General features: G+C 62.7%; 24 protein-coding genes and 1 tRNA gene. 12 read left to right on the forward strand and 13 right to left on the reverse strand.

What is annotated here, in order from left to right; genetic code table 11:
- Nucleotides 1–5 precede the first annotated feature (5 nt).
- The 4 genes from otnI (at nucleotide 6) to ACEK02_RS11530 (ending at nucleotide 6,913) form a co-directional block, all read left to right on the forward strand.
- Nucleotides 6–788 (forward strand): 2-oxo-tetronate isomerase, encoded by a 783-nt coding sequence (gene otnI, locus ACEK02_RS11515; RefSeq protein WP_371421839.1) that lies wholly within the window; start codon nucleotides 6–8, stop codon nucleotides 786–788.
- On the forward strand, nucleotides 785–2,062 hold the full coding sequence (gene otnK / locus ACEK02_RS11520) for a 3-oxo-tetronate kinase (protein ID WP_371421840.1): 1,278 nt from the start codon (nucleotides 785–787) through the stop codon (nucleotides 2,060–2,062). The genes otnI and otnK overlap by 4 nt, the downstream gene beginning before the upstream one ends.
- A 458-nt stretch (nucleotides 2,063–2,520) precedes the next feature.
- Nucleotides 2,521–5,718 carry an efflux RND transporter permease subunit gene (locus ACEK02_RS11525; RefSeq protein WP_371421841.1) on the forward strand — a complete coding sequence of 1,066 codons (3,198 nt, stop codon included), beginning with the start codon at nucleotides 2,521–2,523 and terminating at the stop codon, nucleotides 5,716–5,718.
- The gene (locus ACEK02_RS11530) at nucleotides 5,708–6,913 is read left to right on the forward strand and encodes an efflux RND transporter periplasmic adaptor subunit (RefSeq protein ID WP_371421842.1); all 1,206 of its coding nucleotides are present in this window, start codon (nucleotides 5,708–5,710) and stop codon (nucleotides 6,911–6,913) included. The genes ACEK02_RS11525 and ACEK02_RS11530 overlap by 11 nt, the downstream gene beginning before the upstream one ends.
- A 70-nt stretch (nucleotides 6,914–6,983) precedes the next feature.
- Here the strand turns inward: ACEK02_RS11530 and ACEK02_RS11535 are convergent, their stop codons facing one another.
- Together ACEK02_RS11535 and ACEK02_RS11540 are read right to left on the reverse strand one after the other, a co-directional pair.
- Nucleotides 6,984–8,489, reverse strand: coding sequence for an acetyl-CoA acetyltransferase (locus ACEK02_RS11535; RefSeq protein ID WP_371421843.1), 1,506 nt, complete (start codon nucleotides 8,487–8,489; stop codon nucleotides 6,984–6,986).
- Between the two features lie 135 nt (nucleotides 8,490–8,624).
- Nucleotides 8,625–9,758, reverse strand: coding sequence for a nitronate monooxygenase (locus ACEK02_RS11540; protein WP_371421844.1), 1,134 nt, complete (start codon nucleotides 9,756–9,758; stop codon nucleotides 8,625–8,627).
- A gap of 210 nt (nucleotides 9,759–9,968) precedes the next feature.
- Here ACEK02_RS11540 and ACEK02_RS11545 point away from each other — a divergent pair, with 210 nt between their 5' ends.
- Nucleotides 9,969–11,630 (forward strand): flavin-containing monooxygenase, encoded by a 1,662-nt coding sequence (locus tag ACEK02_RS11545; RefSeq protein ID WP_371421845.1) that lies wholly within the window; start codon nucleotides 9,969–9,971, stop codon nucleotides 11,628–11,630.
- Between the two features lie 133 nt (nucleotides 11,631–11,763).
- Here the strand turns inward: ACEK02_RS11545 and ACEK02_RS11550 are convergent, their stop codons facing one another.
- The gene (locus tag ACEK02_RS11550; protein WP_371421846.1) at nucleotides 11,764–12,555 is read right to left on the reverse strand and encodes an SDR family NAD(P)-dependent oxidoreductase; all 792 of its coding nucleotides are present in this window, start codon (nucleotides 12,553–12,555) and stop codon (nucleotides 11,764–11,766) included.
- 218 nt (nucleotides 12,556–12,773) lie between these two features.
- Between ACEK02_RS11550 and ACEK02_RS11555 the strand changes: the two genes are divergently transcribed.
- Genes ACEK02_RS11555 through ACEK02_RS11565 form a run of 3 tightly spaced genes read left to right on the forward strand, consistent with a single transcriptional unit; the run spans nucleotide 12,774 to nucleotide 15,000 of the window.
- On the forward strand, nucleotides 12,774–13,568 hold the full coding sequence (locus ACEK02_RS11555) for an enoyl-CoA hydratase/isomerase (protein WP_371421847.1): 795 nt from the start codon (nucleotides 12,774–12,776) through the stop codon (nucleotides 13,566–13,568).
- A gap of 3 nt (nucleotides 13,569–13,571) precedes the next feature.
- Nucleotides 13,572–14,570 carry a phosphotransferase family protein gene (locus tag ACEK02_RS11560; RefSeq protein ID WP_371421848.1) on the forward strand — a complete coding sequence of 333 codons (999 nt, stop codon included), beginning with the start codon at nucleotides 13,572–13,574 and terminating at the stop codon, nucleotides 14,568–14,570.
- Nucleotides 14,571–14,628: 58 nt separating this feature from the next.
- Nucleotides 14,629–15,000 (forward strand): DUF6285 domain-containing protein, encoded by a 372-nt coding sequence (locus ACEK02_RS11565; RefSeq protein ID WP_371421849.1) that lies wholly within the window; start codon nucleotides 14,629–14,631, stop codon nucleotides 14,998–15,000.
- 46 nt (nucleotides 15,001–15,046) lie between these two features.
- Here ACEK02_RS11565 and ACEK02_RS11570 read toward each other — a convergent pair whose 3' ends face one another.
- Nucleotides 15,047–15,826 (reverse strand): enoyl-CoA hydratase-related protein, encoded by a 780-nt coding sequence (locus tag ACEK02_RS11570; RefSeq protein ID WP_371421850.1) that lies wholly within the window; start codon nucleotides 15,824–15,826, stop codon nucleotides 15,047–15,049.
- A 147-nt stretch (nucleotides 15,827–15,973) separates the two neighbouring features.
- Between ACEK02_RS11570 and ACEK02_RS11575 the strand changes: the two genes are divergently transcribed.
- The gene (locus ACEK02_RS11575) at nucleotides 15,974–17,248 is read left to right on the forward strand and encodes an acyl-CoA dehydrogenase family protein (RefSeq protein WP_371421851.1); all 1,275 of its coding nucleotides are present in this window, start codon (nucleotides 15,974–15,976) and stop codon (nucleotides 17,246–17,248) included.
- A gap of 54 nt (nucleotides 17,249–17,302) precedes the next feature.
- On the opposite strand, the gene ACEK02_RS11580 is transcribed toward ACEK02_RS11575, so the two are convergent.
- From ACEK02_RS11580 to ACEK02_RS11595, 4 genes are all read right to left on the reverse strand, one after another.
- The gene (locus ACEK02_RS11580) at nucleotides 17,303–17,938 is read right to left on the reverse strand and encodes an HAD family hydrolase (RefSeq protein ID WP_371421902.1); all 636 of its coding nucleotides are present in this window, start codon (nucleotides 17,936–17,938) and stop codon (nucleotides 17,303–17,305) included.
- Nucleotides 17,939–17,953: 15 nt separating this feature from the next.
- Nucleotides 17,954–18,328 (reverse strand): TIGR02301 family protein, encoded by a 375-nt coding sequence (locus ACEK02_RS11585; RefSeq protein WP_371421852.1) that lies wholly within the window; start codon nucleotides 18,326–18,328, stop codon nucleotides 17,954–17,956.
- Nucleotides 18,329–18,408: 80 nt separating this feature from the next.
- Nucleotides 18,409–18,873 carry an NUDIX hydrolase gene (locus tag ACEK02_RS11590; RefSeq protein WP_371421853.1) on the reverse strand — a complete coding sequence of 155 codons (465 nt, stop codon included), beginning with the start codon at nucleotides 18,871–18,873 and terminating at the stop codon, nucleotides 18,409–18,411.
- Nucleotides 18,836–19,351 carry a hypothetical protein gene (locus ACEK02_RS11595; RefSeq protein ID WP_371421854.1) on the reverse strand — a complete coding sequence of 172 codons (516 nt, stop codon included), beginning with the start codon at nucleotides 19,349–19,351 and terminating at the stop codon, nucleotides 18,836–18,838. The genes ACEK02_RS11590 and ACEK02_RS11595 overlap by 38 nt, the downstream gene beginning before the upstream one ends.
- Before the next feature lie 58 nt (nucleotides 19,352–19,409).
- Here ACEK02_RS11595 and ACEK02_RS11600 point away from each other — a divergent pair, with 58 nt between their 5' ends.
- Complete coding sequence (locus ACEK02_RS11600) at nucleotides 19,410–20,165, forward strand: SOS response-associated peptidase (RefSeq protein ID WP_371421855.1); 756 nt, start codon at nucleotides 19,410–19,412, stop codon at nucleotides 20,163–20,165.
- A gap of 94 nt (nucleotides 20,166–20,259) precedes the next feature.
- On the opposite strand, the gene ACEK02_RS11605 is transcribed toward ACEK02_RS11600, so the two are convergent.
- Genes ACEK02_RS11605 through ACEK02_RS11615 form a run of 3 tightly spaced genes read right to left on the reverse strand, consistent with a single transcriptional unit; the run spans nucleotide 20,260 to nucleotide 23,189 of the window.
- A complete protein-coding gene (locus ACEK02_RS11605) occupies nucleotides 20,260–20,688 on the reverse strand; it encodes a GNAT family acetyltransferase (RefSeq protein ID WP_371421856.1) in 429 nt (142 codons plus the stop codon).
- On the reverse strand, nucleotides 20,685–22,142 hold the full coding sequence (locus ACEK02_RS11610; protein ID WP_371421857.1) for an FAD-binding oxidoreductase: 1,458 nt from the start codon (nucleotides 22,140–22,142) through the stop codon (nucleotides 20,685–20,687). Before ACEK02_RS11610 ends, ACEK02_RS11605 begins: the two co-directional genes overlap by 4 nt.
- 51 nt (nucleotides 22,143–22,193) lie before the next feature.
- Nucleotides 22,194–23,189 carry an L-threonylcarbamoyladenylate synthase gene (locus ACEK02_RS11615; RefSeq protein WP_371421858.1) on the reverse strand — a complete coding sequence of 332 codons (996 nt, stop codon included), beginning with the start codon at nucleotides 23,187–23,189 and terminating at the stop codon, nucleotides 22,194–22,196.
- Nucleotides 23,190–23,283: 94 nt separating this feature from the next.
- Here ACEK02_RS11615 and ACEK02_RS11620 point away from each other — a divergent pair.
- A tRNA-Pro gene (locus ACEK02_RS11620) sits at nucleotides 23,284–23,360 on the forward strand.
- 13 nt (nucleotides 23,361–23,373) lie between these two features.
- On the opposite strand, the gene ACEK02_RS11625 is transcribed toward ACEK02_RS11620, so the two are convergent.
- The gene (locus ACEK02_RS11625; protein ID WP_371421859.1) at nucleotides 23,374–23,511 is read right to left on the reverse strand and encodes a hypothetical protein; all 138 of its coding nucleotides are present in this window, start codon (nucleotides 23,509–23,511) and stop codon (nucleotides 23,374–23,376) included.
- Between the two features lie 70 nt (nucleotides 23,512–23,581).
- On the opposite strand from ACEK02_RS11625, the gene ACEK02_RS11630 reads away from it, so the two are divergent.
- Nucleotides 23,582–24,391 carry an NAD-dependent protein deacetylase gene (locus tag ACEK02_RS11630; RefSeq protein WP_371421860.1) on the forward strand — a complete coding sequence of 270 codons (810 nt, stop codon included), beginning with the start codon at nucleotides 23,582–23,584 and terminating at the stop codon, nucleotides 24,389–24,391.
- Nucleotides 24,392–24,424: 33 nt separating this feature from the next.
- Here the strand turns inward: ACEK02_RS11630 and ACEK02_RS11635 are convergent, their stop codons facing one another.
- Nucleotides 24,425–24,643: a hypothetical protein gene (locus tag ACEK02_RS11635; RefSeq protein WP_371421861.1), complete on the reverse strand. Its 219-nt coding sequence runs from the start codon at nucleotides 24,641–24,643 to the stop codon at nucleotides 24,425–24,427.
- Nucleotides 24,644–24,729 lie beyond the last annotated feature (86 nt).

Here is a 24,729-nt window from a genome sequence, read left to right on the forward strand (position 1 = left end):
GATCGATGCCCCGCTTCGCCGCCAATCTCAGCATGATGTTCAACGAGCACGCGTTCCTCGATCGCTTCGATGCCGCGGCCAGGGCCGGCTTCACGGCGGTGGAATTCCTGTTTCCCTATGAGCATCCGCCGGAAGCGATCGCAGAGCGGCTGGAACGCAACGCGCTCAAGCAGGTGTTGTTCAATCTCCCGCCGGGTGACTGGAACGCGGGCGAAAAGGGCTTTGCCGCGCGTCCCGACAAGTTCGATGACCTCAGGCAGAGTATTCACACGGCACTGCCTTATGCTCTGGCCACCAATGTCCGTCGCCTACACATGATGGCGGGCCTTGCGGATCGCCGCGATCCGAAGGCCGTGGCAGCCTTCCGCAAATCCGTCGAATGGGCCGCCAATTTTCTCGGTGAACACGGCATCGATGTGGTGATCGAGCCGATCAATCCGCGCGACGTGCCCGGCTACTTTCTCAACGACTTCATGTTCGCGCGCGACATCATCGCCGACATGAAAATCCCCAATCTAGGGCTGCAATTCGATATCTATCACTGCCAGATCATTCACGGCGACGTCACCATGCGCCTGCGTGAGATGCTGCCGTGGATCGGGCACATCCAGATCGCCAGCGTGCCGTCGCGCAACGAGCCGTCCGGCGAGGAGTTGAACTATCCGTTCCTGTTCGATGAGCTCGACCGTCTCGGTTACGACAATTACGTCGGCTGCGAATATCGCCCTGCGGGTGACACCGTTGCCGGCCTCGGCTGGTTCAAGCCCTATGCTGGAGTGCGCGCATGACGCTGGCGCTGGGCTGCATTGCTGACGACTATACGGGTGCGTCCGACCTCGCCAACACGCTCACCCGCTGCGGTCTGAGGACCGTGCAGACAATCGGCATTCCCGCCGATGATCTGCAGCTGCCGGAGGTCGACGCCGTTGTTGTTTCGCTGAAAAGCCGCTCGATCGCGGCACGCGCAGCAGTCGAGAAATCGCGCGCCGCCGAGAAATGGATGCGTAGCCGCGGCGCAGATCATGTGCTGTTCAAGATCTGCTCGACGTTCGATTCCACCGACAAGGGCAATATCGGTCCGGTGATGGATGCGCTGCGCATCGATTCCGGCGACAACATCGTGCTGGTGACGCCGGCATTTCCGGAGACCGGTCGCACGGTTTATCAGGGCAATCTGTTCGTCGGTGCCGTACCGCTGAACGAGAGCCCGCTGAAGGACCATCCGCTCAATCCGATGCATGACTCCAATCTCGTGCGGGTGCTGGCGCGGCAAAGCGCGACCAATATCGGGCTGGTCGATCTCGGCGTTGTCGCCTGCGGTGCCGACGTGGTGCGCACGCATCTCGACGGACTGTCGGAGAATGGTTTTGGCGCGGCGATCATCGACGCCGTGTTTGCCAGCGATCTGGAAACCATCGGAGTGGTTGCTCTCGGCCATCGAGTCTCGGTCGGTGCGTCCGGCATGGGGCTCGGTCTGGCGCGCGCGTTGGTCGCGTCGGGGCGCGTCAAGGCGAATGCGGCCACCTCGATCAAGGACACGCCTGTGGGCGGCGCTGCAGCCTGTCTGGCCGGCAGTTGCTCGCAGGCGACGCTGCAGCAGATAGCGCGTGCCGAACAGGTGATGCCGGTGCTGCATCTCGATCCCGAGCAGGTGATGGCCGGCGGCGCTGAAGTGCAGCGCGCCCTTGGTTGGGCGAAGGAGCGGCTGGGCAACGGCCCGGTCCTGATCGCCAGCAGTTCGACGCCGGATCAGGTGACGGCGTTGCAAAAGCGCCATGGCCGCGATGCAGCGGGGCATGCCATCGAGCAGGCGATGGCCGATCTCGCTGAAGGCCTGGTCCGGGCCGGCGTGCAACGGCTCGTCGTGGCCGGCGGCGAGACCTCTGGCGCCGTTGTCGATCGGCTGGGCATTCCGGGCTTCCTGGTCGGTGCGGAAATCGCTCCCGGTGTGCCGGTATTGCGCGCGGTCGGTGCGGCGGAGCGCGAGATGTTGCTGGCGCTCAAGTCCGGCAATTTCGGGGGGGCGGATTTCTTCGCCAACGCGCTTGGCCTGATGGCCTGATGCCCGCCGCCCAATCCCGGGGCGACAGGCTGCCAGAATAGGCAAGGCGCTGCTGGTGTCGCGCGCATTACAGATAGTTCATCTTGACCAGTGCGTGACACCTTGGGTGCGTGAGCCGCACCTACGCCTTTTAAAGCCTGAAACTGTTGTGTGGACGCCACGGCGGCGCGGAAACAATTAACAATACCGCCGAAGTGAAGGGCCGTGAGGCACCGTGCGTTGGCTATTTTGTTGCAGTTCGGCTAAATCTGCTGATGTGAGCAGGCGCGGAAACCGCTCGTTCGCAGCCCTTCATGCAAAGAGGATTGCCCGTTCATTCATGGACCGAGCCGATAGGCTTATGCCGGCGCGGCTCCCCCATCGAATACGGGCGATGTCTCTAAACAGGTGAATTCGACCGTGTGCAGGCGGGTCCTCCGCTGTGCCCCTCTCGTCAATGTATCGAGGACTGCCCGTTCATGATTTCGTTGGTGCGCATCGCCCTGACCCGGCCTTACACCTTTGTGGTGCTGGCCCTGCTGCTGCTGATTGTGGGGCCGCTGGCCGCGCTTCGCACGCCAACCGATATTTTCCCTGATATCCGCATCCCCGTCATCGGCGTGGTCTGGCAATATACGGGCCTCCCGCCCGACCAGATGTCCGGCCGTATCACCACGCCGTTCCAGCGCGCACTGACCACCACGGTCAATGATATCGAGCACATCACGGCGAATTCCTATGCCGGCTTTGGCATCATCAAGATCTTCTTCCAGCCCAATGTCGACATCCGCACCGCCAATGCGCAGGTCACCGCGATCTCGCAGACGCTGATCAAGCAGTTGCCGCCGGGCGCCACGCCGCCGCTGATTCTGAACTACTCGGCCTCGACGGTTCCGATCATCAACGTTGCTCTTTCGGGTGACGGTCTCACGGAACAGAACCTCGCCGATATCGGCATCAACCAGCTCCGTACGCCGCTGGTCACCGTGCCTGGTGCCGCGATTCCGTATCCGTTCGGTGGCAAGCAGCGCCAGATCCAGATCGACCTCAATTCCGGCGCGCTGCAGGCGCGCGGTCTATCGGGGCAGGACGTCGCCAATGCGCTGGCGGCGCAGAACCTGATCACGCCGGTCGGTACGCAGAAGATCGGCGAGTTTGAATACACGATCAATCTCAACAACTCGCCGCTCAAGATCGAAGAGCTCGGCCGGTTGCCAATCAAGAGCGTCAACGGCGCCATGGTCTATGTGGATGACGTCGCCACCGTGCGCGACGGCAATCCACCACAGACCAATATCGTGCATGTGGACGGCAATCGTTCCGTGCTGATGCAGGTGCTGAAGGCCGGTTCGGTCTCCACGCTCGATATCATTTCCGGCATCAAGCAGAAGGTGATCGACTATCGCTCCGCGCTGCCGGATGCGTTGAAGATCAGCTATATCGGCGACCAGTCCGGTTTCGTGCGCGGCGCCATCAAGGGCGTGGCCGTCGAAGGCGTCATCGCGGCATTGCTGACCTCGGTCATGATCCTGCTGTTCCTCGGCAGCTGGCGTTCCACGGTCATCATTGCGGTGTCGATCCCGCTCGCGGTGCTCGGCGCCATCATCATGCTGTCAATGATCGGCGAAACGCTGAATATCATGACGCTGGGCGGTCTGGCGCTCGCCGTCGGCATTCTCGTCGATGACGCCACGGTGACCATCGAGAACATCAATTACCATCTGGAGCAGGGCAAGGACGTCGAGACCGCTATCATGGACGGTGCGGCGCAGATCGTGACGCCGGCTTTCGTATCGCTTCTCTGTATCTGTATCGTCTTCGTGCCGATGTTCTTCCTCAATGGCATTGCGCGCTTCCTGTTCGTGCCGATGGCGGAAGCGGTGATGTTCGCGATGGTCTGGTCGTTCCTGCTGTCGCGCACGCTGGTGCCGACCATGGCCAAGTATCTGCTGCAGCCGCATGTCCATCATGAGGGCGAGAAGCCGCCGACCAGTAATCCGCTGGTGCGCTTCCAGCGTGGCTTCGAGGCCGGCTTCGAGCGTATCCGCGGCGGCTATCATGGCCTGCTGGACATGGCGCTGGCGCGGCGTCCCGTTTTTGTGATCGGTTTCCTTGGCGTCGTCGCCGTGTCGTTCCTGCTGGTGCCGTTCCTTGGCCGCAACTTCTTCCCGTCGGTCGACGGTGGCGCCATCCTGATGCATGTCCGTGCTCAGGTCGGTACCCGCATCGAGGAAACCGCCAACCAGTTCGCAGATATCACCAAGGCGGTGCGCCAGATCATTCCGCCGGACCAGATCGAGACCATGACCGACAATATCGGCATGCCCGTCTCCGGCATCAATCTGACCTATAACAACACCGGCGTAATCGGTCCGCAGGATGGCGACTTCCAGATCAAGTTGAAGGATGACCACAGACCGACCGAGGAATATGTGCGGCAACTGCGCGAGCAACTGCCGCGGCAGTTTCCAGGCGTCAGCTTTGCATTTCTGCCTGCCGACATCGTCAGCCAGATCCTGAATTTCGGCGCGCCGGCACCGATCGATCTGCAGATACGGGGCGCGAATCTCGCTGCGAATTTTGAATATGCCAACAAGTTGCTCGGCAAGATCCGTCGCATTCCGGGCATTGCCGATGCGCGCATCCAGCAGTCGCCGAACAATCCCGGCTTCAACATCGATGTGGATCGCACCCGTGCGCAATATGTCGGTCTGACCGAACGCGACGTCACCAACAGCCTCGTGGTCAATCTCGCCGGTTCGTCGCAGGTGGCGCCGACCTATTATCTCAATCCCGATAACGGCGTGTCCTATTCGATCGTGATGCAGACGCCGCAATACAAGCTGGATTCGCTGGGCGCGCTGGAAACGCTGCCGATCACGGCAGTGAACGCCAGCAACAACTCGCCGATGCTTGGCGGCATTGCCAGCATCAACCGCTCGACCTCGAATGCCGTGGTGTCGCAATATGACATCCAGTCCATGGTGCAGATTTATGCCACCACGCAGGGCCGCGATCTCGGCTCCGTGTCCAACGATATCTACAAGGTGCTGGAAGAAACCAAGGCGGATGTGCCGAAGGGCAGCAATGTGGCGCTGCTCGGTCAGGTGCAGACCATGAACAGCGCCTTTGCGGGCCTGTTGTTCGGCCTGCTCGGCGCCATCGTGCTGATCTATCTCCTGATCGTCGTGAACTTCCAGTCCTGGTCCGATCCGTTCGTGATCATCACCGCGCTGCCGGCAGCATTGGCCGGCATCGTCTGGATGCTGTTCACGACGCAGACGACTTTGTCGGTCCCGGCGCTGACCGGCGCCATCATGTGCATGGGCGTCGCCACGGCCAATTCGGTGCTGGTGATTTCCTTTGCCCGCGAGCGCTATGCCATCCTCGGCGATCCGATCAAGGCCGCATCCGAAGCCGGTTTCGTCCGCTTCCGGCCTGTGCTCATGACCGCTTTGGCCATGATCATCGGCATGGCGCCGATGGCGCTGGGGCTCGGCGAGGGCGGCGAGCAGAATGCGCCACTTGGCCGCGCTGTCATCGGCGGCCTGATTTTTGCTACCATCGCCACGTTGATGTTCGTGCCGGTGGTGTTCAGCATGGTTCACAAGAAACAGCAGCCCGAAAATCAGCCTGCGGCTGACGTGGCTACCTCGGAGACTTTGCATGCCCACTGAGCAGACCCCCCCGGTGTCACGCCGCAAGCTCGGCCTGGTCGGAGTGATTGGCCTGTGCGCCGCCGGTGCCATCGTCGTGACCGGCATCATGGCCCGCGCCAAGACCGAGACCGACCTGAAAGCCTGGACCGACGATCAGGCGATCCCCAGCGTCGCCGTGGCGCCGCCCGATGCACGTGTGCTCAGCGCCACGCTCGATCTGCCCGGCCGGCTCGAGGCCTATTACCGCGCGCCGATTTTTGCCCGCGTCTCGGGCTATCTGAAGAGCTGGAGCGCCGATATCGGTGCACAGGTCAAATCCGGCCAGGTGATCGCCGAGATTGAAGCCCCGGACCTCGATCAGCAGTTGCTGCAGGCCCGCGCTGACCTCGTTAGCCAACAGTCCAGCGCCAAACTGTCGGAAGCGACACTGAACCGCCGCAAGACGCTGGTGGCGTCGAATTTCGTCTCAGCGCAGGAAATCGACGAACGCACCGCCGATCTGAACAACAAACGCGCTGCCGTGAATTCCGGCCAGGCCAATGTCGAGCGCCTGGAAGCGCTGGCCGGCTACAAGAAGATCACCGCGCCGTTCGATGGTGTTGTGACCCAGCGTAACACCGACGTCGGCGCGCTGATCTCGGGCGGCACCGGCACCGGCGCCGCGATGTTCGTGGTGTCTGATATCAAGAAGCTGCGTGTCTATGTCGACGTGCCGCAGAGCTATGTGCCGGCGATCAGGTTAGGCGCCAAAGCCATCATCAGCGTGCCCGATCATCCGAACAAGACATTCCCGGCCACGGTGGAAGCCTCGTCGCAGTCCGTCGATGTGGCATCGGGCGCCACGCGCATGCAGCTCGTGCTCGACAACACCAACGGGGAATTGCTGCCGGGCGGTTATGCCAATGTGAAGATGAGCCTCGCGCGCGATTCCGCGCCGCTGCATGTGCCGGCCTCAGCGCTGATCTTCAACAAGAACGGCCTGCGAGTCGCGACCGTTGGGCCGGACGACAAGATCCTGTTCAAGACCGTGACCATCGCCCGCGACCTTGGCCGTGATATCGAACTCGCGTCCGGTATCGCCGCCGACGACCGCATCGTCATTGCGCCGCCGGATGGCCTCAGCGACGGCGACAAGGTCCGCATCACCGGCGGCAGCGCGCCGAAGGGCGGCAAGCCGACGGCGGAGACGGAGAAGAAGGAAGTGAAGGGGTAGGGCGGATACCATCTCTTCTCCCTCTCCCGCTTGCGGGGGAGGGTCGGGGTGGGGGCCCTTCAGCGCCTCTCTACACCCGCCATTCCAGCACACCATCACCTGCTGTGCTGATCGCGCCGGATGTCCCCACCGGCGTCTTGTCCTGATCCATCAGAAACGCCAGCGTCGCATTGTCCTGCGCCGGCACACGCGCCAGCGCGCGTTCATTGGCCGCGGTGCGCAGGATCACCACGCCGTGCTCGATCTCGCCGCCACGGCCGTAGATCACCGTGAAGCTTTCGACAGTACCGTTGCCCGAGGCCTCGGTCACATATGCTGGAACGGGCTTGCGGTTGCGATCGGCGTCAGCCTGCACATTGGTGTCCTGCGCGATCGCTTCCTTCGGCATATCCTTCGACACCACCAGCGCGTGGTGTTTGGTGACGAAGCCGCCTTGCGCGTAGAGCAGTCCCGTCCTGGTGCCGGCGCGGATCTTGCGCACCATCGCGCAGGCGGCATGGGCCATGTAGTCATTGAGTGGTGCGCCAAAGAAGGTGAGACCGCCCGTCACCGTCGGCTGTACGTCGGCGCCAAGCCCGAGGGTGCGGCGGGCCATCTTCGGCACGCAGGGAAAGCAGCTATAGAGCTCGATGGCGCCGAAATTCTTGCCGGAGCCTCCCACCAGATCCATCGCGGCTTTCAGTACGGCATTCTGCGCGTGGCTTTCCACATACTGATCGCGATCGAGATAGTCGCGCGGCTCTTCAGCCGAGGCACCGCCCCAGATATGCACCATGCGGTCCTCGGGCACGCCGGCGGCGCGCGCTTTCGCAAGGCTGGTGACGAGGATCGCCGCCGACTGGTTGACCATCGGATTGGCGACCATCAGCTTGGTATAGGGCCAGGCGATCAGCCGGTTGTCGGGCGTCGGTGTGGTGATTTGTTCCGGTGTGTAAGCCTTCTTGATCCACGCCTCGGGATTGGTCGCAGCGACACCCGCATAGCGTGACCAGAGCTCGCCGGATTCGCGATGAGCCTCGCGCGGCGTCTGGCCCCAATGCGCGGCAGAGGCGGCTTCATAGAACGGATAGACCGTGACAGGCTTGGCAACGCCCAGCGTCGTTGCCATCGGCTTCTGGTAGTTGGCGCCGCGCAGCGGCTCCGGCGCATCCTTGGCGAATGGCGTCCAGGGTAGACCAACCTTGGCGCGTTCGGCCTTGGTGGCCGTGCCCTGCGATTCCGCGCCGGTGATTGCTGCCACCTGGGACTCGCCGCGCGCGATGCGCTTTGCGGCTTCATGGATATAGCGGATCGGGCTCTCGCCGCCGACCGGGCCGTAATAAGCGTGCTTCGGCGTGATGCCGAGCTTCTCGCTGAGTTGTTTCTCCGGCGCCGCGTAGCGCCAGCTCAGGAAGTTCACGATGTCGAGCGAGTCGATATCGCCAAGCAGCTTGCCGCGGGAATCCTGCTCCGCGCGCTTCAGCGCCTCGAGCATCAGTGCGAGCGGCTCGAGACCCTCCGTGAGCTCCTTCGGATGATCGGAGAACTCGCCGACGCCGACGATGACGGGAATGCGGTCTTCAGCTTGATTGGTCATTTTCTTGTTTCACTTCCTTCAACATCCTCAGAACCTCATCCTGAGGAGCGGCGACTTCGCCGCGTCTCGAAGGATGGCCAAGCCACTCATAGTTCGAGACGCGCGCAAAGGGCGCGCTCCTCACAATGAGGCTGTTTACTCGCTCACCAACATCGTCAGATGCTCGGCGGCCTCTGCGAAATCCTCCTTGAACTCTTGCACAACTGCGCCCGCCGACTTGACGCTGTCAATCAGGCCGACGCCCTGGCCAACGAAATAGCTGACCAGATCCCGTGCCTGCGCATTGCCGGCCGCGGCCGAACGGTCGATAGAGGCGAAGGCGTCGCGGCTGATCAGGCTTTGCAGCGGCATGGGGAGTGCGCCTGGGCTATCCTCGCCGCGATCCCAGGCATCGGTCCAGACCGAGCGTAACTGCCGCGCGGGCTTGCCCGTGCGACCCCTGGAGCGGATTGCATCGCGCGACGAGGCGGCAATCATCTTCTCGCGGAAGATTTCGGAGGTTTCGGATTCCGTCGTCGCCAGCCACACCGAGCCCGTCCACACGCCGGCCGCGCCCATCGCCATGCAACCGGCCATCTGCCGTCCGGTCATGATGCCGCCGGCCGCCAGCACGGGCACCTCGCGCATCGGCTTGATCGCCTTGATCACCTCCGGCACCAGCACCATGGTCGAGACCTCGCCGCAATGGCCGCCGGCCTCGGTGCCTTGCGCGACGAGAATATCCACGCCGGCTGCGACCTGGCGGATCGCATGTTCCTTGGCGCCGACCAATGCCGCCACCGGTACGCCATGCGCCTTGCCCATCTCGATCATGGCCTTCGGCGGCACGCCGAGCGCATTGGCGATCAAGCGGATCGGATGATTGAACGAAACGTCGAGCAGACGTAGTGCGGTCTCGCCATCGAAAGGTTGCGGCTGATTGGCCGGCACCTCGGTATGTTTGAGCTCTATGCCATATTTCTTCAACAGGCCCCTGGTGAAATCACGATGCGCCGGCGTGATGCGGCTCTCCAGCGATTTCCACGTCACATCCTTCTCGCCCGCGGTGGAAATATTCTCCGGGATCAGCACGTCGATGCCATAGGGCTTGCCGTCGACATGATCGTCGATCCACTTCAGTTCCTGCTCCAGCGTCTCCGGTGAATGCACGGTGGCACCGAGGACACCAAAACCTCCGGCTCGGCTGACGGCAGCCACCACGTCGCGGCAGTGGCTGAAAGCGAGCAGTGGAAACTCGATGCCCAGCATCTCGCAGATCGGCGACTTCATCGGCGTGTCTCCCTGAATCTCGCATGACCCGCTTCATGTGGCGGGTTCGTGATGAACGCTAGCGTATGGGGAAGGGCGATGCCAAGCGGGCGAGCGGCATTCCGTCTGGCAAAATACGCGGCAACGATGCCCGATTTCCTGCTTGCGCTTTCGCGTCATGCGGGAAATGCTGGCTGTAACAAGCAAAGCAAAGAATACAGGAGTGAACGCATGGCCGCTGCACAGCCGCAATCTGTCTCACATCACAATGCGCACATTGATGTCGTGGTTGTTGGCGCCGGGTTCGCGGGGCTCTATCTGCTGCACAAATTGCGTGGCCTCGGCTTTACCGTGAAGGTGTTCGAACAGGGCGGCGATGTCGGCGGCACCTGGTACTGGAACCGCTATCCCGGCGCGCGCTGTGATGTCGAGAGCATGCAGTACTCCTTTTCGTTCGATGAGGAACTGCAGCAGGAATGGAACTGGAGCGAGCGCTATGCGCCGCAGCCCGAGATTCTGCGCTATGCCGGCCATGTCGCCGATCGCTACGACCTGCGGAAGGACATTCAGTTCAACACGACCGTCAAATCTGCAGTCTTCGACGAGCGCGCCAATCGATGGGCGGTGACGACCTCCGAGGGGCGGACCACGATCGCGCAGCATGTCGTGCTCGCGACAGGTTGTCTGTCCAATGCGCGGACCCCCGAATTCCGCGGCATGAAGGACTTCAAGGGCAAGGTCTATCACACCGGCAACTGGCCGCATGAGCCGGTCGATTTCACCGGCCTGCGCGTTGGCGTCATCGGCACCGGATCGTCGGCAATCCAGTCGATCCCGCTGATCGCTGAACAGGCAAGCCAGCTTTATGTGTTCCAGCGCACCGCCAATTTCAGCGTGCCGGCGCGCAATGCGCCGCTCACCGATGACGAGCGAAAGTCGTTCCGCGACAATTATCCGGAAATCCGCCGTCGCGCCCGCGAGGAATTCAAGAACGGCATCGTGCAGCCGATTCCGGACCGTGGTGCGCTCGACGATCCGGAACATGAAAGGCGTAAGAAGTATCACGCGCGCTGGACCTCTGGCGGTCTTACCTTCATGGGCGTCTACAACAATCTGGTACTGGATCAGGGCGCCAACGATACGGCCGCCGATTTCATCCGCGAGAGGATTTCAGAGATCGTCAGCGATCCGGAGACGGCGAAACTTCTGCAGCCGAAGGATCATCCGGTCGGATCCAAACGGATCTGTGTCGACACCGACTATTACGCGACCTTCAACCGTCCCAATGTGAAGCTGGTCGATATCAAGGCTCACCCCATCGAACAGATCTTGCCGCATGCCGTGCGCACCGGCGGCAAGGACTATGAGGTGGACGCGCTGGTGCTCGCCACCGGCTTCGATGCCATGACCGGCTCGGTCGCCAAGATCGACATTCGCGGCCGCGGCGGCCAGACGCTGAACGACAAATGGGCTGAAGGCCCGCGAACCTATCTCGGTCTGATGAGCGCGGGCTTCCCGAACCTGTTTATCGTCACCGGTCCCGGCTCGCCCTCGGTGCTGTCAAACATGATCGTGTCCATCGAGCAGCATGTCGACTGGATCAGCGATTGCCTCGCTTATATGCGCGACCGCGGCGCCGAGGTCATGGAGGCAACGCATCCTGCCGAGGACAAATGGGTCGCGCATGTCAACGAGGTGGCGGCCGGCACGCTCTATCCGCAGGCCAATTCCTGGTACATGGGGGCCAACATCCCCGGCAAGCCGCAGATTTTCATGCCCTATATCGGGGGCGTCGGAGTCTACCGGCAGATCTGCAACGACGTCGCCGCGAAGGACTATGAGGGGTTCGCTATGACGGTCGGGGCGAAGCCGCGGGAGGCCGTGGCGTCGTAGAGTCGTGGAGGAGGGCGAGAGACTGCGCTCTCCCGGTTGTCATGGCCGGGCTTGACCCGGCCATCCATCTTCATGGGGTGCAGGGGGCAAGGATGGATGCCCGGATCAAGTCCGGGCATGACAGCATTTGTGGTTAGAACGCCGTATACCCGCCGTCGATCACGAACGTATCCGCTGTGTGATACGACGATGCCTTGCTCATCAGATAGACCGCGATGCCGCCGAAATCCGAGGGCTCGCCGAAGCGGCGCACCGGAATGCGCGGCATCACATTTGCGACGAACTTTTCGTTGCCCATGATCCCCGCCGTCATGTCGCTCTTGATCCAGCCGGGCAGGATCGCATTCGCCGTCACGCCCTGCCGCGCCAGTTCGACCGCCAGTGCGCGCACCAGCGCGTTGATCGCCGCCTTGGTCGCCGCATAGTGCTCGTTGCGCGCAGTGCCGAAGATCGACGCGAGGCTCGATGTCGCCACCAGCCGCCCGAATTTGTCGCCGGCCTCGGCGCGTTCCGTCATGTGCCGCGCGGCGACCTGGAAGGCATGGAAGACGCCGTCCAGATTGGTGGCGAACATGGTGCGCCACTGTTCTTCGGTGCGGTCGATGAAATTGTGCCGGCCACCGCCGCCGATGCCGGCATTGGCGAAGCAGCCATCGACACGGCCGAATTTTTTGAGCGTGGCATCCATCGCCGACTTCACCGAGGCGGTGTCGGTAACGTCGCAGACCAGCGTGTCCACCTTGCCGGTGCAATCCGCCATGCTGGCAGCTGCCGCCTTGTTCTTCTCGGCATTGCGGCCCCAGATCGAGACATTGCAACCGGCGGTGGCCAGCGCCTGCGCGATGCCGAGGCCGATGCCGCCATTGCCGCCGGTGATGACGGCCACGCGGCCGCTGAGGTCGAAAATGTGTGTTGGCGTTGCCATGTCAGCGTTTCCATGTTTGGCGCACGTTATGCCGTGCGTCCGTTGGTGGGCTGGTGTTCCCCAGGAAGCATGGACAAGCGCGTCTGAAAAATCAAATATGCCGCCTGACATACAATCGCATGATCCCGAAAAGTGGATGCCGGTTTTCGGATCAGATCATGCCCAGATAGAGCTTCCACACCGCGGAATAAACACGCGGATCATCCCGTGAGGAAACCATGCAGTTCAAACACGTCACGCTCGATTTCGACGGCAATGTCGCCATCCTGAAGCTCGATCATCAGGAGGTCATGAACGCGGTCTCGGTCGACATGCTCGGCGGCCTCGGCGAGGCGCTGGACGAGATCGATGATCGCAAGGCGGATGTGCGCTGCGTGGTCCTCACCGGCGCCGGCCGTGCCTTCTGCACGGGCGCCAATCTTCAGGGGCGCAACAATCAGCTCACAAAGGCGCGCAGCAATGCCGGCGCCACGCTGGAGACTGCCTTCCATCCGTTCCTGCGCCGGCTGCAGAACCTGCATTGCCCGATCGTTACCGCGGTGAATGGCCCCGCCGCCGGCGCCGGCATGAGCTTCGCGCTGATGGGCGATCTCATTTTGTGTGCGCGCTCGTCCTATTTCCTGCAGGCGTTCCGCCGTATCGGTCTGGTGCCGGATTGCGGCTCGACCTGGATTCTGCCCCGCATGATCGGCAAGGCGCGTTCGGTCGAACTGTCGTTGCTTGGTGAAAGGCTGCCGGCCGAGAAGGCGCTGGAATGGGGCCTCGTCAATCGTGTCTATGATGATGCGGCGCTGATGGATGAAACCATGAAGCTCGCCCATGAACTCGCCAACGGCCCGACCATCGCACTGTCGCTGATCCGCAAGCTCTACTGGGAAAGCCCGGAGAATTCCTTCGAGGACCAGATCAATCTCGAGGTCCAATCGCAGCGCGCCGCCGGTGCTTCGCCCGACTTCAAGGAAGGCGTCGCGGCGTTCCTGGAAAAACGTCCGGCCAAGTTCACGGGCCAGTAAGCCTTGAGCGCGGCGTCCGTCGCGGAGCTTTTGGCGCGCAGTGCGGTGGCGTGGTGCCCCGGCGCGACGGGCGTGGCGTCGGCAACGCGGCTGTCCGGTGGCGCCAGTCAGGAGACGTGGTCGTTCGATATCACGCATCCCGATGGTGCCATCGGCGCCATCCTGCGCCGCGCGCCGCCGGGCTATGGCGCGGCGCCCGGCCGTGCTGCGGGTCTCGATGCCGAAGCGGTGCTGATGCAGCTTGCGCATGATGCCGGCGTGCCGTCGCCGAAGGTGCTGCATGTTCTCGGACCGGATGAGGATCTGGGAACGGGCTTCATCATGCAGCGGGTCGCTGGCGAAACCATCCCGCGCAAGATTTTGCGTGACGACGAATTCGCGCAGGCGCGCCCAAAACTCGCGCAACAGTGTGGCGGAATCCTCGCCGGCATCCATGGTCTCGATATCGCAGCACTGCCGCAGCTGCGACGCATGACAGCCGCGATCGAAATTTCCGATATTGCCAGGGAAATTGAGGGGTTTAACTGGCCAAGGCCGGTTTTCGCACTGGCACTGCGCTGGTTGCGTGATCACGATCCCGGCCCGTCCGAGCGCGTCACTCTGGTGCACGGCGATTTTCGTCACGGCAATCTGATGATCGGGCCCGATGGCGTGTGCGCAGTGCTGGACTGGGAGCTCGCGCATATAGGCGATCCCATGGAGGATCTTGGCTGGATCTGCGTCAATTCATGGCGCTTTGGAGCGATCGACAAACCGGTCGGTGGTTTCGGCGCCTATGAGGATTTGTTCGCAGCTTACGAGGCGGCGTCGGGCATCAAGGTCGATGCCGAATGCGTAAAGTTCTGGGAAGTGATGGGCACACTGCGCTGGGGCGTGATGTGCGTCGGGATGATGCAGCGATTTCGACTGGGGCCGGATCATTCGATGGAGCGGGCGATGATCGGGCGGCGCTCGTCGGAAACCGAGATTGATCTGTTGCGGCTTCTTGCTCCGCGCGCATGATCCCGGAAAGTGGTTGCCGGTTTTCGGATTGGATCATGCGAAAGCAAAAGGGTGAGTGATGCAGGACGAACCGAAGCCGGATGAACTCGTCAAAGCCGTCGCGGATTTCCTGCGCAACGACATCACGCCGCAGCTGTCCGGTCATGCGGCGTTCAAGCTGCGCGTCGCAATCAACGCGCTCGATCTGGTGACGCGGCAGTTGACGCTGGAAGGTGCGAGCGATGCGAGCGAGGCCGCAAGCCTCTCGGCACTGCTGGGCACCACGGGATCGCTCAACGAACTCAATCAAATACTCGCCGCGCGCATTGCGAGCGGTGAGGCTGATCTCGATACGCCCGGTGTAAAGGATCACCTGTGGCAGACGACGCTGGCGAAACTCGCGGTCGATCAGCCCAATTATGCGGCGTATCAACGGGAGCTGAAAAAATAGGGTGGGCACGCGCAAGCGCGCCTTTGCCCACCCTGCGGCTCTGAAGCTACTTCCCCTTCCAGTTCGGCTTGCGCTTCTCCGAAAATGCCTTCGGTCCTTCGACATAGTCTTCCGACGCCGCCATTGCCTTCACCGCGGGATATTCGCGCTGTTCGGTGATCGCCTGTTCCAGCGACACCGCCATGCCCTTCTGGATTGCCTGCTTGGAGGCGCGGATCGACATCGGTGAGTTCTGGCAGATGGTCTCGGCCCAGCGCAGCGCGGCATTCAGGGCCTCGCCCTGCGGCACCACTTCATTGACGAAGCCGAGCTCATAACCTTCCTGCGGCTTCACGTGGCGTGCCGTGAGGATCATGCCCATGGCGCGCTTCATGCCGATCTGGCGTGGCAGGCGCTGCAGGCCGCCGGCCAAAGCGGCGAGGCCGACGCGTGGTTCCGGCAAGGCGAAGGTCGCATTCTCGGCGGCGATGATCAGGTCGCAGGCCAGCGCAATCTCGAAGCCGCCGCCCATGGCGACGCCGTTCACAGCCGCAATGATCGGCTTGTCGCAATCGAAGCGTGCTGTGAGGCCGGCAAAGCCCGACGTGTTCCAGCCGCGCTTGCCGCCTGCCGCCTGCCATTTCAGATCGTTGCCGGCGCAGAACGCCTTGTCGCCCGCGCCTGTGACGATCGCCACCCACTGGTCGGGATCGGCGGCGAAGTCGTTGAACACCTCGTGCAGCTCGTTATGCGCGTCGGTGTGCAGCGCGTTGTAAACTTCCGGGCGTGACAGCGTCACGATGGTGATCGGTCCCTTGCGGGTCACGGTTGAGAATTGCAGAGCCATCGCGGCCTCCCTCTTGTTTTTCGTTGCGCAGAATATTTGCGGCGGGGCCGTGCGTGACTTGCCGCGCTTGACTTGATCGAACGATGCCATCTTAATCGCCCGATTAACAAGAGCAACAAAGCTCATCAAAACAATCGGGAGAGCGCCTTGGATTGTTCCTTGCCGGCCGATCTGGTCGCCTATCTCGCCGAACTCGATAGCTTCATCCTGCGCGAGATCAAGCCGATGGAAGACGCGGACGATAACATCCGTTTCTTCGATCATCGTCGCGAATGGGCGCGCACCGATTTCGACAATGGCGGGCTGCCTCGACACGAATGGGAAGCGCTGCTGCGCCAGGCAAAGAACCGCGCCGACAAGGCCGGCCATCTCCGCTTCGCAATCCCGAAGCGCTATGGCGGCAAGGACGGCAGCAATCTCTGGATGGCGGTGATCCGCGAGCATTTCGCCGCCAAGGGTCTTGGTCTGCACAACGATCTGCAGAACGAACACTCCATTGTCGGGAATCTGCCGCTGGTAACGATGCTGGATCGCTATGGCCGCGACGACCAGAAGGAGATGATCGAAGGCTCCATCACCGGCAAGTATCGCATCACCTTTGGGCTCACGGAGCCCGAGCACGGCTCGGACGCCACACATATGGAGACGACGGCGGTCGAGGCGACACGAGACGGCGTCAAGGGCTGGGTCATCAACGGCGAGAAGATGTGGACCACCGGCATGCATGTGGCCACGCATTGCGCGCTGTTCGCGCGAACGTCGGGGAATGACGGGGATGCGCGCGGCATCACCTGTTTCCTGGTGCCGGCCAAGGCCGCAGGCGTGAAGATCGAAGAATATATGTGGACCTTCAACATGCCCACGGACCATCCGCGTGTCTCGTTCACCGATGTGTTCGTGCCGGATGATGCGCTGTTCGGCGAGATCGGCCGCGGGTTATCGCTGGCGCAGTGTTTCGTGCATGAGAACCGCATCCGCCAGGCTGCGAGCTCGCTGGGGGCGGCGGTCTATTGCATCAATGAGAGCGTGAAATACGCGCGCGAGCGAAAGCCGTTCGGCGAGGAACTGGCGCGCAACCAGGGCATCCAGTTTCCATTGGTCGAACTGGCGACGCAGGCAGAGATGCTGCGGCTGCTGATCCGCAAGACCGCATGGGAGATGGACCAGCTCACCCAGGCCCAGGTCGAGCACACGCTGTCCGACAAGGTGTCCATGTGTAACTACTGGGCCAACCGGCTGTGCTGCGAGTCCGCCGATCGCGCGATGCAGGTGCATGGCGGCATGGGCTATTCACGCCACAAGCCATTCGAGCACATCTATCGCCACCACCGCCGCTATCGCATTACGGAAGGCAGCGAGGAAATCCAGAAGCGCAAGGTCGCGGGATTCCTGTTCGGCTATATGGGCGCGGGGAAGCATTGAAATCGCGATTATCGGAGGGATGGGTAGAGCGTGTTCGCGGAACCCATCCAACGACTAGTTGATATGCCCCGGAATTTCCGTAGGTGAAGTCACCAGATGCCGAGCGCCGGCGGAGGTCAGCTCCTCGCGGCCACCATAACCATAGAGCACGCCGATTCCCGGAATGCCGTTATTCGCGGCGCCGATGATGTCGTGCTTGCGGTCGCCGATCATGATGGCCCGGGCGGGATCGGTGGAGGTCTCGTCCAGCGCGTAGCGAAGCAGATCGCTTTTGTCGACGCGGGTACCGTCGAGTTCCGAGCCGAATACGTGCGTGAAATACTTGCGCAGGCCGAAGTGCTCGACGATGCGGTCGGCAAATACATGCGGTTTGCTGGTTGCGACAAAGAGCCGGCGGCCGGAAGTATGAAGCGTCTCCAGCGTCGCGGTGATGCCGTCATAGAGCGTATTCTCGAACAGTCCGATCGTACCGAAGCGTTCGCGATAGAGTTCGACGCCGCGATCGGCGTCTTTCTCGCCGCCAAGCAGTGCCACGAAGCTGGCGCGCAACGGCGGCCCGATGCACCAGGTCAGCTCGTCCTGGCTGGGAACGGGGATGCCGAGCTTATCAAGCGCATACTGGATCGAGCCCGTAATGCCGATCTTGGGATCGGTGAGCGTCCCGTCGAGATCGAAAAAGACCGTGTCGATCACATGTTGCTTCATCTAGTTCGCATACCTTGCGGTGAGGTCGCGCGAGATCCGCGAACCTTCGTCGATATAGCGGCGGATCGCGATAGTCGCGGCAGGTGTGCAGGTCCGGTAGGTCTGCTGGAAGCCGTTATAGCCGCGGTTGAAGCCGGCGATCATGCGCGCGCGGCGCTCGCCGGACGGCGTCTCGGCGTCGACCAGCGCCTGCATCTCGTTGCGCCACTTGTTGCCTTCGTTATTGCCGCAAATGCCGCGCAGGTAATGCAGCGCGCCGAGGATCTCCGACATCCGCTGCAGATCGTTGTCGAATGGCGCAGCCGCGTCCTGCCCCCGGGCAGAGCCAGCGCAGATCGTCACAACGGTCAGAATGAGGAGCAGATGCTTCAACATGAATGGTCCCGGAACCCGGCTGATATGCCTTTTCAAGCCGTCTGAAGCAAGGCAACGCTGCCGCAGCGGCAAGGAGCTATCTATGGTCCGACCAGGTCTTCCGCCATGGCAAGGATCGGACCGAGGCCGTCGGTGGTCTTCAAGGCGCCGAGATCGTCCGGCGCGACCCACTGGAAATCGTCGAGCTCGTCGTTCAGCCTGGGTTCGCCAGCCACCCAGCGTGCGGCAAAGGACATGATCAGGTAATGCCCGGTCACCTTGTCGTTCGGCAGCACTTCGCGAAAGCCGGACAGGCCGACAATGTCGATGGTCAGCCCGGTCTCCTCCATCACTTCGCGCGCGAGGGCGACGGCGAGGGATTCGCCGAATTCCACGCGCCCGCCGGGGAGCGAATAGAAGCCCTTGCCGGGCGAGCGGGCGCGGCGGACCAGCAGCACCTTGCCGTCCCGGAAGATGGCGGCGCTGGTGGCGAGTTGCGGATGGGCGGGAGGAGCAATGGTCACGAGGTCACTGCGCCATGATGCTGTCAACGTTGGATTCCTCATCGCGGCCGTTGATGATGCCGCCGGCGGTTCCGACCATCGGCTTGACCCAGCCGGCAGCCTGTTCGGCCAGCATCGCGCGGGTGCGGTCATGATGCACGGTGCGCATGGCGTCACCGACGGTGATCAGGATCTGCGTCATGTTCGTGACCAGCGCGTCGAATTCGGCGCGGATATCGGGGCGTGCAGCCTCATAGGAAGCGATGGCGAGATCGCGTGCCTTGAAGTTGGATTTGATGAAGTGCCCGGCATAGCTGAGCGGCTGCCACTCCAGAAACAGCTCATAGCAGTCCGGCATGTCCGGGATCAGCTCAAGCAGCATGATGGCTTCGTTGAAGTGATTCAGATAATCGGTGGCCAGACCCGTGCGTGGATTGATGTTCGCGGCCATCAGTTCAGCGGCGGACGCGACCGGGCCAGCACCGGCGCCGGCCAGGTCGTGGTGGTCATGCTGCGCCGGTTGCAGGGCCGTCAGGGTCATGTGTCGCACTGTTGGTGTTTCGGGTTAAAACCGCCTGAACAAGGATTGCGGATCGAGAATGTGTGGGCGGTTTGTCATTACGTCGGCGCCGGAAGCGTTACGGCAGGTATTCGGCTATGTTGAGCAGCCGAACTTCCCTGCCAGATACAATGTTGCGCCGACGCAGCCGGTTCCCGTTGTCATCGTTGAAAACGGATCCCGGCATTTCCGTCTGATGCGATGGGGCCTTTTGCCCTCCTGGGTCAAGGACCCGCGGAAGTTTACGCTTCTGATTAATGCACGCGCCGAGACGGTACAGGAAAAGCCTGCCTTCAAAAACGCGATTCGCCGCCGACGCTGTCTGATTCCGGCCGATGGTTACTACGAATGGCAAAATCGCGGTGAACGCAAACAACCGTATTTTATCCATCCACATGCGGGCGGACCGATGGGCTTCGCGGGTCTTGCCGAAACCTGGATGGGGCCGAACGGTGAAGAAGTCGACACGGTTGCGATCATTACTGCGCAAGCCAGCACGGGCATGTCGGTTCTGCACCATCGCGTACCGGTGACGATCACGCCGGATCATTTCGGCCGGTGGCTCGATTGCAGTGCGGATAGCGCATCCGACGTGATGACGATGCTCGCTGCCCCCGGAGACGGCACCTTCGCCTGGCATCCGGTGGCGATGGCCGTCAACAAGGTGGCCAATGACGATGCACAGCTCATCCTGCCGATCTCGGCAGAGGAAGCTGCTGTGGAGCAGGTGAAGCCGGTGCGGGCGCCGCGCAAGGTGATGGTGAGCGAGGACGACGGTCAGGGCTCGCTGTTTTGACAGCAGGACGGGTAGAGCGTCTTCGCGAACCCCATCCTTGCTGGACGCCAAGGCGATGGGTTTCGCTACGCTCTACCCATCCAACAATTGCGACCTACGGCGTCAGCGGACGCCCGTCGAGCCACTTGGCATAGATCACGCGTTTCTGTTCGCCATAGCCGAGCGACTCGTAGAATGCCTGCACCTTGGTGTTGTCCGAGCGCACCATCAGCTGCATTTTCTCGATACCGCGTTCGCGCAGCCAGTCTTCGGCTGCCGTCATGATGCCGCGGCCGAAATCCTGGCGCTGATGGTCCGGATCGACCGAGACGTAATAGACCCAGCCGCGATGGCCGTCATGGCCGACGAGTACGGAGGCGACGATGGTCTTTCCCTTGCGGCCGACCAGCACATCGGCATTGGTGCCGGCGCGCGCCAGCCGGATATCGGCTTCCGGATCATTCCAGGGCCGCACCAGTCCGCAGCGCAGCCAGAGCTGGATGACCGCCTGAATATCGGTGTCGACGAGCCGGGCAACTTTCAATGTTGCACCGGCAGCAGCACCTTGCCCGGATTGAGGATGTTCAGCGGGTCCAGCATGGTCTTCAGGCTGCGCATCAGCTCGATGGCGACGGGGTCCTTCACCGAGGGCAGCTCAGCCGCCTTCATCTGGCCGATGCCGTGTTCGGCGGAGATCGAACCGCCCATGCGCAGCACGACCTCGAAGACGACTTCGTTGACGTCATGCCAGCGCGCCAGGAATTTCTCGCGGCCGTCGCTGTCGCCAAGCGTCTCCTTGGGCTGACTAACATTGTAGTGGATGTTGCCGTCGCCGAGATGGCCGAACGGCACCGGCCGCGCGCCGGGCATCAGCTTCACGACGGCAGCATTGGCTTCAGCAATGAAGGCAGGTACCGATGCGACGGGGACCGAGATGTCGTGCTTGATCGAGCCGCCTTCCGGCTTCTGCGCCGGCGAGATTTCCTCGCGCAGTTTCCAGAACGCCTGACGCTGGGCGATATTCTCGGCGATCACGGCATCGTCGACGATGCCGTCTTCCATGCCGCGCTCCAGGATCGCTTCCAGCGTGGCGCGCGCGTCGTCGCGTCCCGAGGACAATTCCATCAGCACATACCAGGCGTGCTTGCCGGCGAGGGGATCGCGAATGCCGATGCCGTGGCGGACGCTGAAATCCACCGCGATATCGGCGATCAGTTCGAAGCTGGTGAGATTGCCGGCGGCTTCGGAGCGCGAGATGCCGAGCAGTTTCAGCGCATCGTCCGGCGATCTCAGGCCGACAAAGGCGGTCTCGACCGCGCGCGGCTTCGGAAACAGTTTCAGCGTTGCGGCGGTGATGATGCCCAGCGAGCCCTCGGCGCCGATGAAGATGTTGCGCAGGTCGTAACCGGTGTTGTCCTTCTTCAGCTTCGACAGGCCGTTGAGAGTGCGGCCATCGGCCAGCACCACTTCGAGGCCCAGCGCCATCTCGCGCGCCACGCCATAGGCGAGCGCCGTGGTGCCGCCGGCATTGCTGGAGAGATTGCCGCCGATGGTGCAGCTCCCCTCGGAGCCCAGTGACAGCGGGAACAGCCGGTCGGCTTCCGCGGCGCGCTGCTGCGCGACCTGCAGCACGAGGCCGGCTTCCACCGTCATGGTGTTGGACGAGGTGTCCAGATCGCGCACCTTGTCCATCCGGCGCATCGACAGCACCACCTCGCCGCCATAGGGCGTCTGGCCGCCGACGAGGCCGGTATTGCCGCCCTGCGGCACCAGCGCGGTGCGCGTCTCGGTGGCGAGTTTGCAGATCGCGGCGACTTCAGCCGTCGAGCCCGGGCGCAGCACCAGCGGTGACGTGCCAAAAAACAGGTTGCGATCCTCGGTGACGTATTGATGCACGTCGGCCTGATCGGTGATGGCGTATTTGTCGCCGACGATGGCCCGGAAGCGCGCGATGGTTTCGGGGGAGAGCGTGGGCGGCTTCGGCTGGACGATATTCATAACTATTCCCTTGGATATTTTCTTGGCGCGTTTCTTGGTCTCGCGTTCGATTTACACGGCGGCGCGGCGCAGCCGGTCGTTGATGGCTTCGCCGAGCCCGTGGTTCGGCACCGGCATCACCGCGATACTGGTGGCGCCCGAAGCGATGGCAGCGGCGTCGAGCGCGCGAAGATAGCCGAAAAGATTGGTGGCGGCTTCCTCGAGATCGCCCTGTTCAGACAAATTCAGGATAGCGGCGGCGCCCTCCATACCTGGCAGCGGGGCCGATCCGAAGGCCAGCAAGGCCTCACCGGGGTTGACGGCCTCGGCCAGCAGCCGCACCCGTGTCCGCGGCGCGTAATGCGAGGCCAGCATGCCCGGCGCCAGCGGCTGGTTTGTATCGCTCGCGAGTTCATCCGGCGGGCTTGCCAGCGGCTGACCCAAGACCCGCTCGATCGCCTCGCGCGGCAGGCCGCCCGGCCGCAGCAGCATCGGCTGGTCGAAACAACCGACGATGGTGGATTCAACGCCCACCTCAACCGGCCCGCCATCGAGAATCATGTCGATCCGGCCCTCCAGATCGCTCAGCACATGGGCTGCGGTGGTCGGCGAGACGTGTCCGGAGATATTGGCCGATGGCGCCACCACGGCACCGCCAAAGGCCTGCAGCAGCGCGTGGGCCACGGGATGCGCCGGTACGCGGATGGCGATCGTGTCGAGGCCGGCGGTGGCCAGGTCGGCTACCGGACAGTCCGCCGCCTTGGGTAGCACCAGCGTCAGCGGTCCCGGCCAGAACGCTTCGGCCAGCGCCAGCGCGCGCGCATCGAAGCGGGCAATGCGCCGGGCAGCGGCGAGATCGGCCACATGGGCGATCAGCGGATTGAACGACGGCCGGCCCTTGGCCTCATAGATCCCCGCCACGGCCCGCGGATTGGCCGCATCCGCGCCGAGCCCGTAGACCGTCTCGGTGGGGAACGCCAGCAGCCCGCCTGCGCGCAGGCAGCGCGCCGCCTCCACAATATGGGCGGTGTCGGCAGGGCTCATCCGGGTTGTCAGGCCTGTGGCCATGCAGGGCAGATCCTTGTTCTGGAAAATCGGTCAGGCTTCTTTACCGGGGTTCTTGCAGGATGCGAAACCCAAGGCTATAAGCCGCGCTCTTAGTCGGAGTGTGGCTCAGCCCGGTAGAGCACTGCGTTCGGGACGCAGGGGTCGCAGGTTCGAATCCTGCCACTCCGACCATGATTTCAATGGCTTAGCGCTCACTTGCAGCGCCCCTATTGGCCAGAATCTCCCGATTTTCATCTGAAAACAGCCGGTCCATCGGCTCACCGACGATGTTCGGTGCGGCGGCGCGATCGCGCGCGGTGGAATCGCCGAATTCCGCCCCCACATATGCAGTCCCATGCGTCGCGCCGGCGTCCGCTTGGCATCGTTTCTCGCCGAGAGATAAGCCTACCCTGATGACCCCACCCAATGCCCTCCGCGATTTCGTTGATCGCCATGACCGTCTTTTTGTCCTGACCGGCGCCGGCTGCAGCACCAATTCGGGCATTCCCGATTATCGTGACACCGACGGCAACTGGAAGCGGACGCAGCCCGTCACGTTTCAGGCGTTCATGGGCGAGGAACTGACGCGGCAGCGCTACTGGGCACGCAGCCTCATCGGCTGGCGGCGGTTTGGCCAGGCGCGGCCGAACGATGCGCATCACGCATTGGTGCGCCTCGAACAGCTCGGCAAATGCGAGGTGCTGCTCACCCAGAATGTCGACCGGCTGCATCAGGTCGCCGGCAGCACGGGGGTGATCGACCTTCATGGCCGGCTCGATCGTGTTCGCTGCATGGGATGTGAACGTCGCATCCAGCGCGACGAGTTTCAGCACGAGATGGGTCGCTTGAACGCAGGATGGCTCGACCTCGATGCGGCCGTTGCGCCTGATGGCGATGCCGATCTGGAGGACGTTGATTTCGCGTCTTTCGTGGTGCCGGCCTGCACGCAGTGTGGCGGCATCCTCAAGCCGGACGTGGTGTTCTTCGGTGAGAACGTGCCGCGCGAATTCGTCGATGCTGCGCTCGGCCATCTGCACAAGGCCGACGCTATGCTGATCGTCGGCTCGTCGCTGATGGTGTATTCCGGCTTCCGCTTCGTTCAGGCCGCTGTGCGTGCCGGGATCCCCATCGCGGCGATCAATCTCGGCCGCACGCGCGCCGATGAATTTCTCAGCTTCAAGGTCGAGGACCGCTGCGAGGATGCGCTGACGTTTCTGTTGTAGCGGCGGCAATGGCCGCGGAGACAAGACGGCAGCTTACGCCGCAAGGTCCCACAGACGTGGACAGCCGCGCAAAACCACGGCCCGGCCCGTGGGTGTCAGCGTCGGATCGGTGTCCGACAGCGCGACGAGCCCCATAGCAACCAGCTGATCGAGAACGTAACGGTTCAGCCGAACGGGCAGGCCGGCTGGGCGGAGTGCCCGCAGCGTGTCCCATTGATCTTCGGTGAGCTGATATTCGGTCTCGGTCGGCATGGTGTCCTGCTTAGGTCAATCAATTCAGTGTGGGTGGCTTACGAGCGTCGCATGAATTTGATGCGACAACGCGGCGGCTAAATCTG

This window comes from Tardiphaga sp. (assembly GCF_041424195.1).
In the GTDB taxonomy this organism is placed as follows: Bacteria; Pseudomonadota; Alphaproteobacteria; order Rhizobiales; family Xanthobacteraceae; genus Tardiphaga.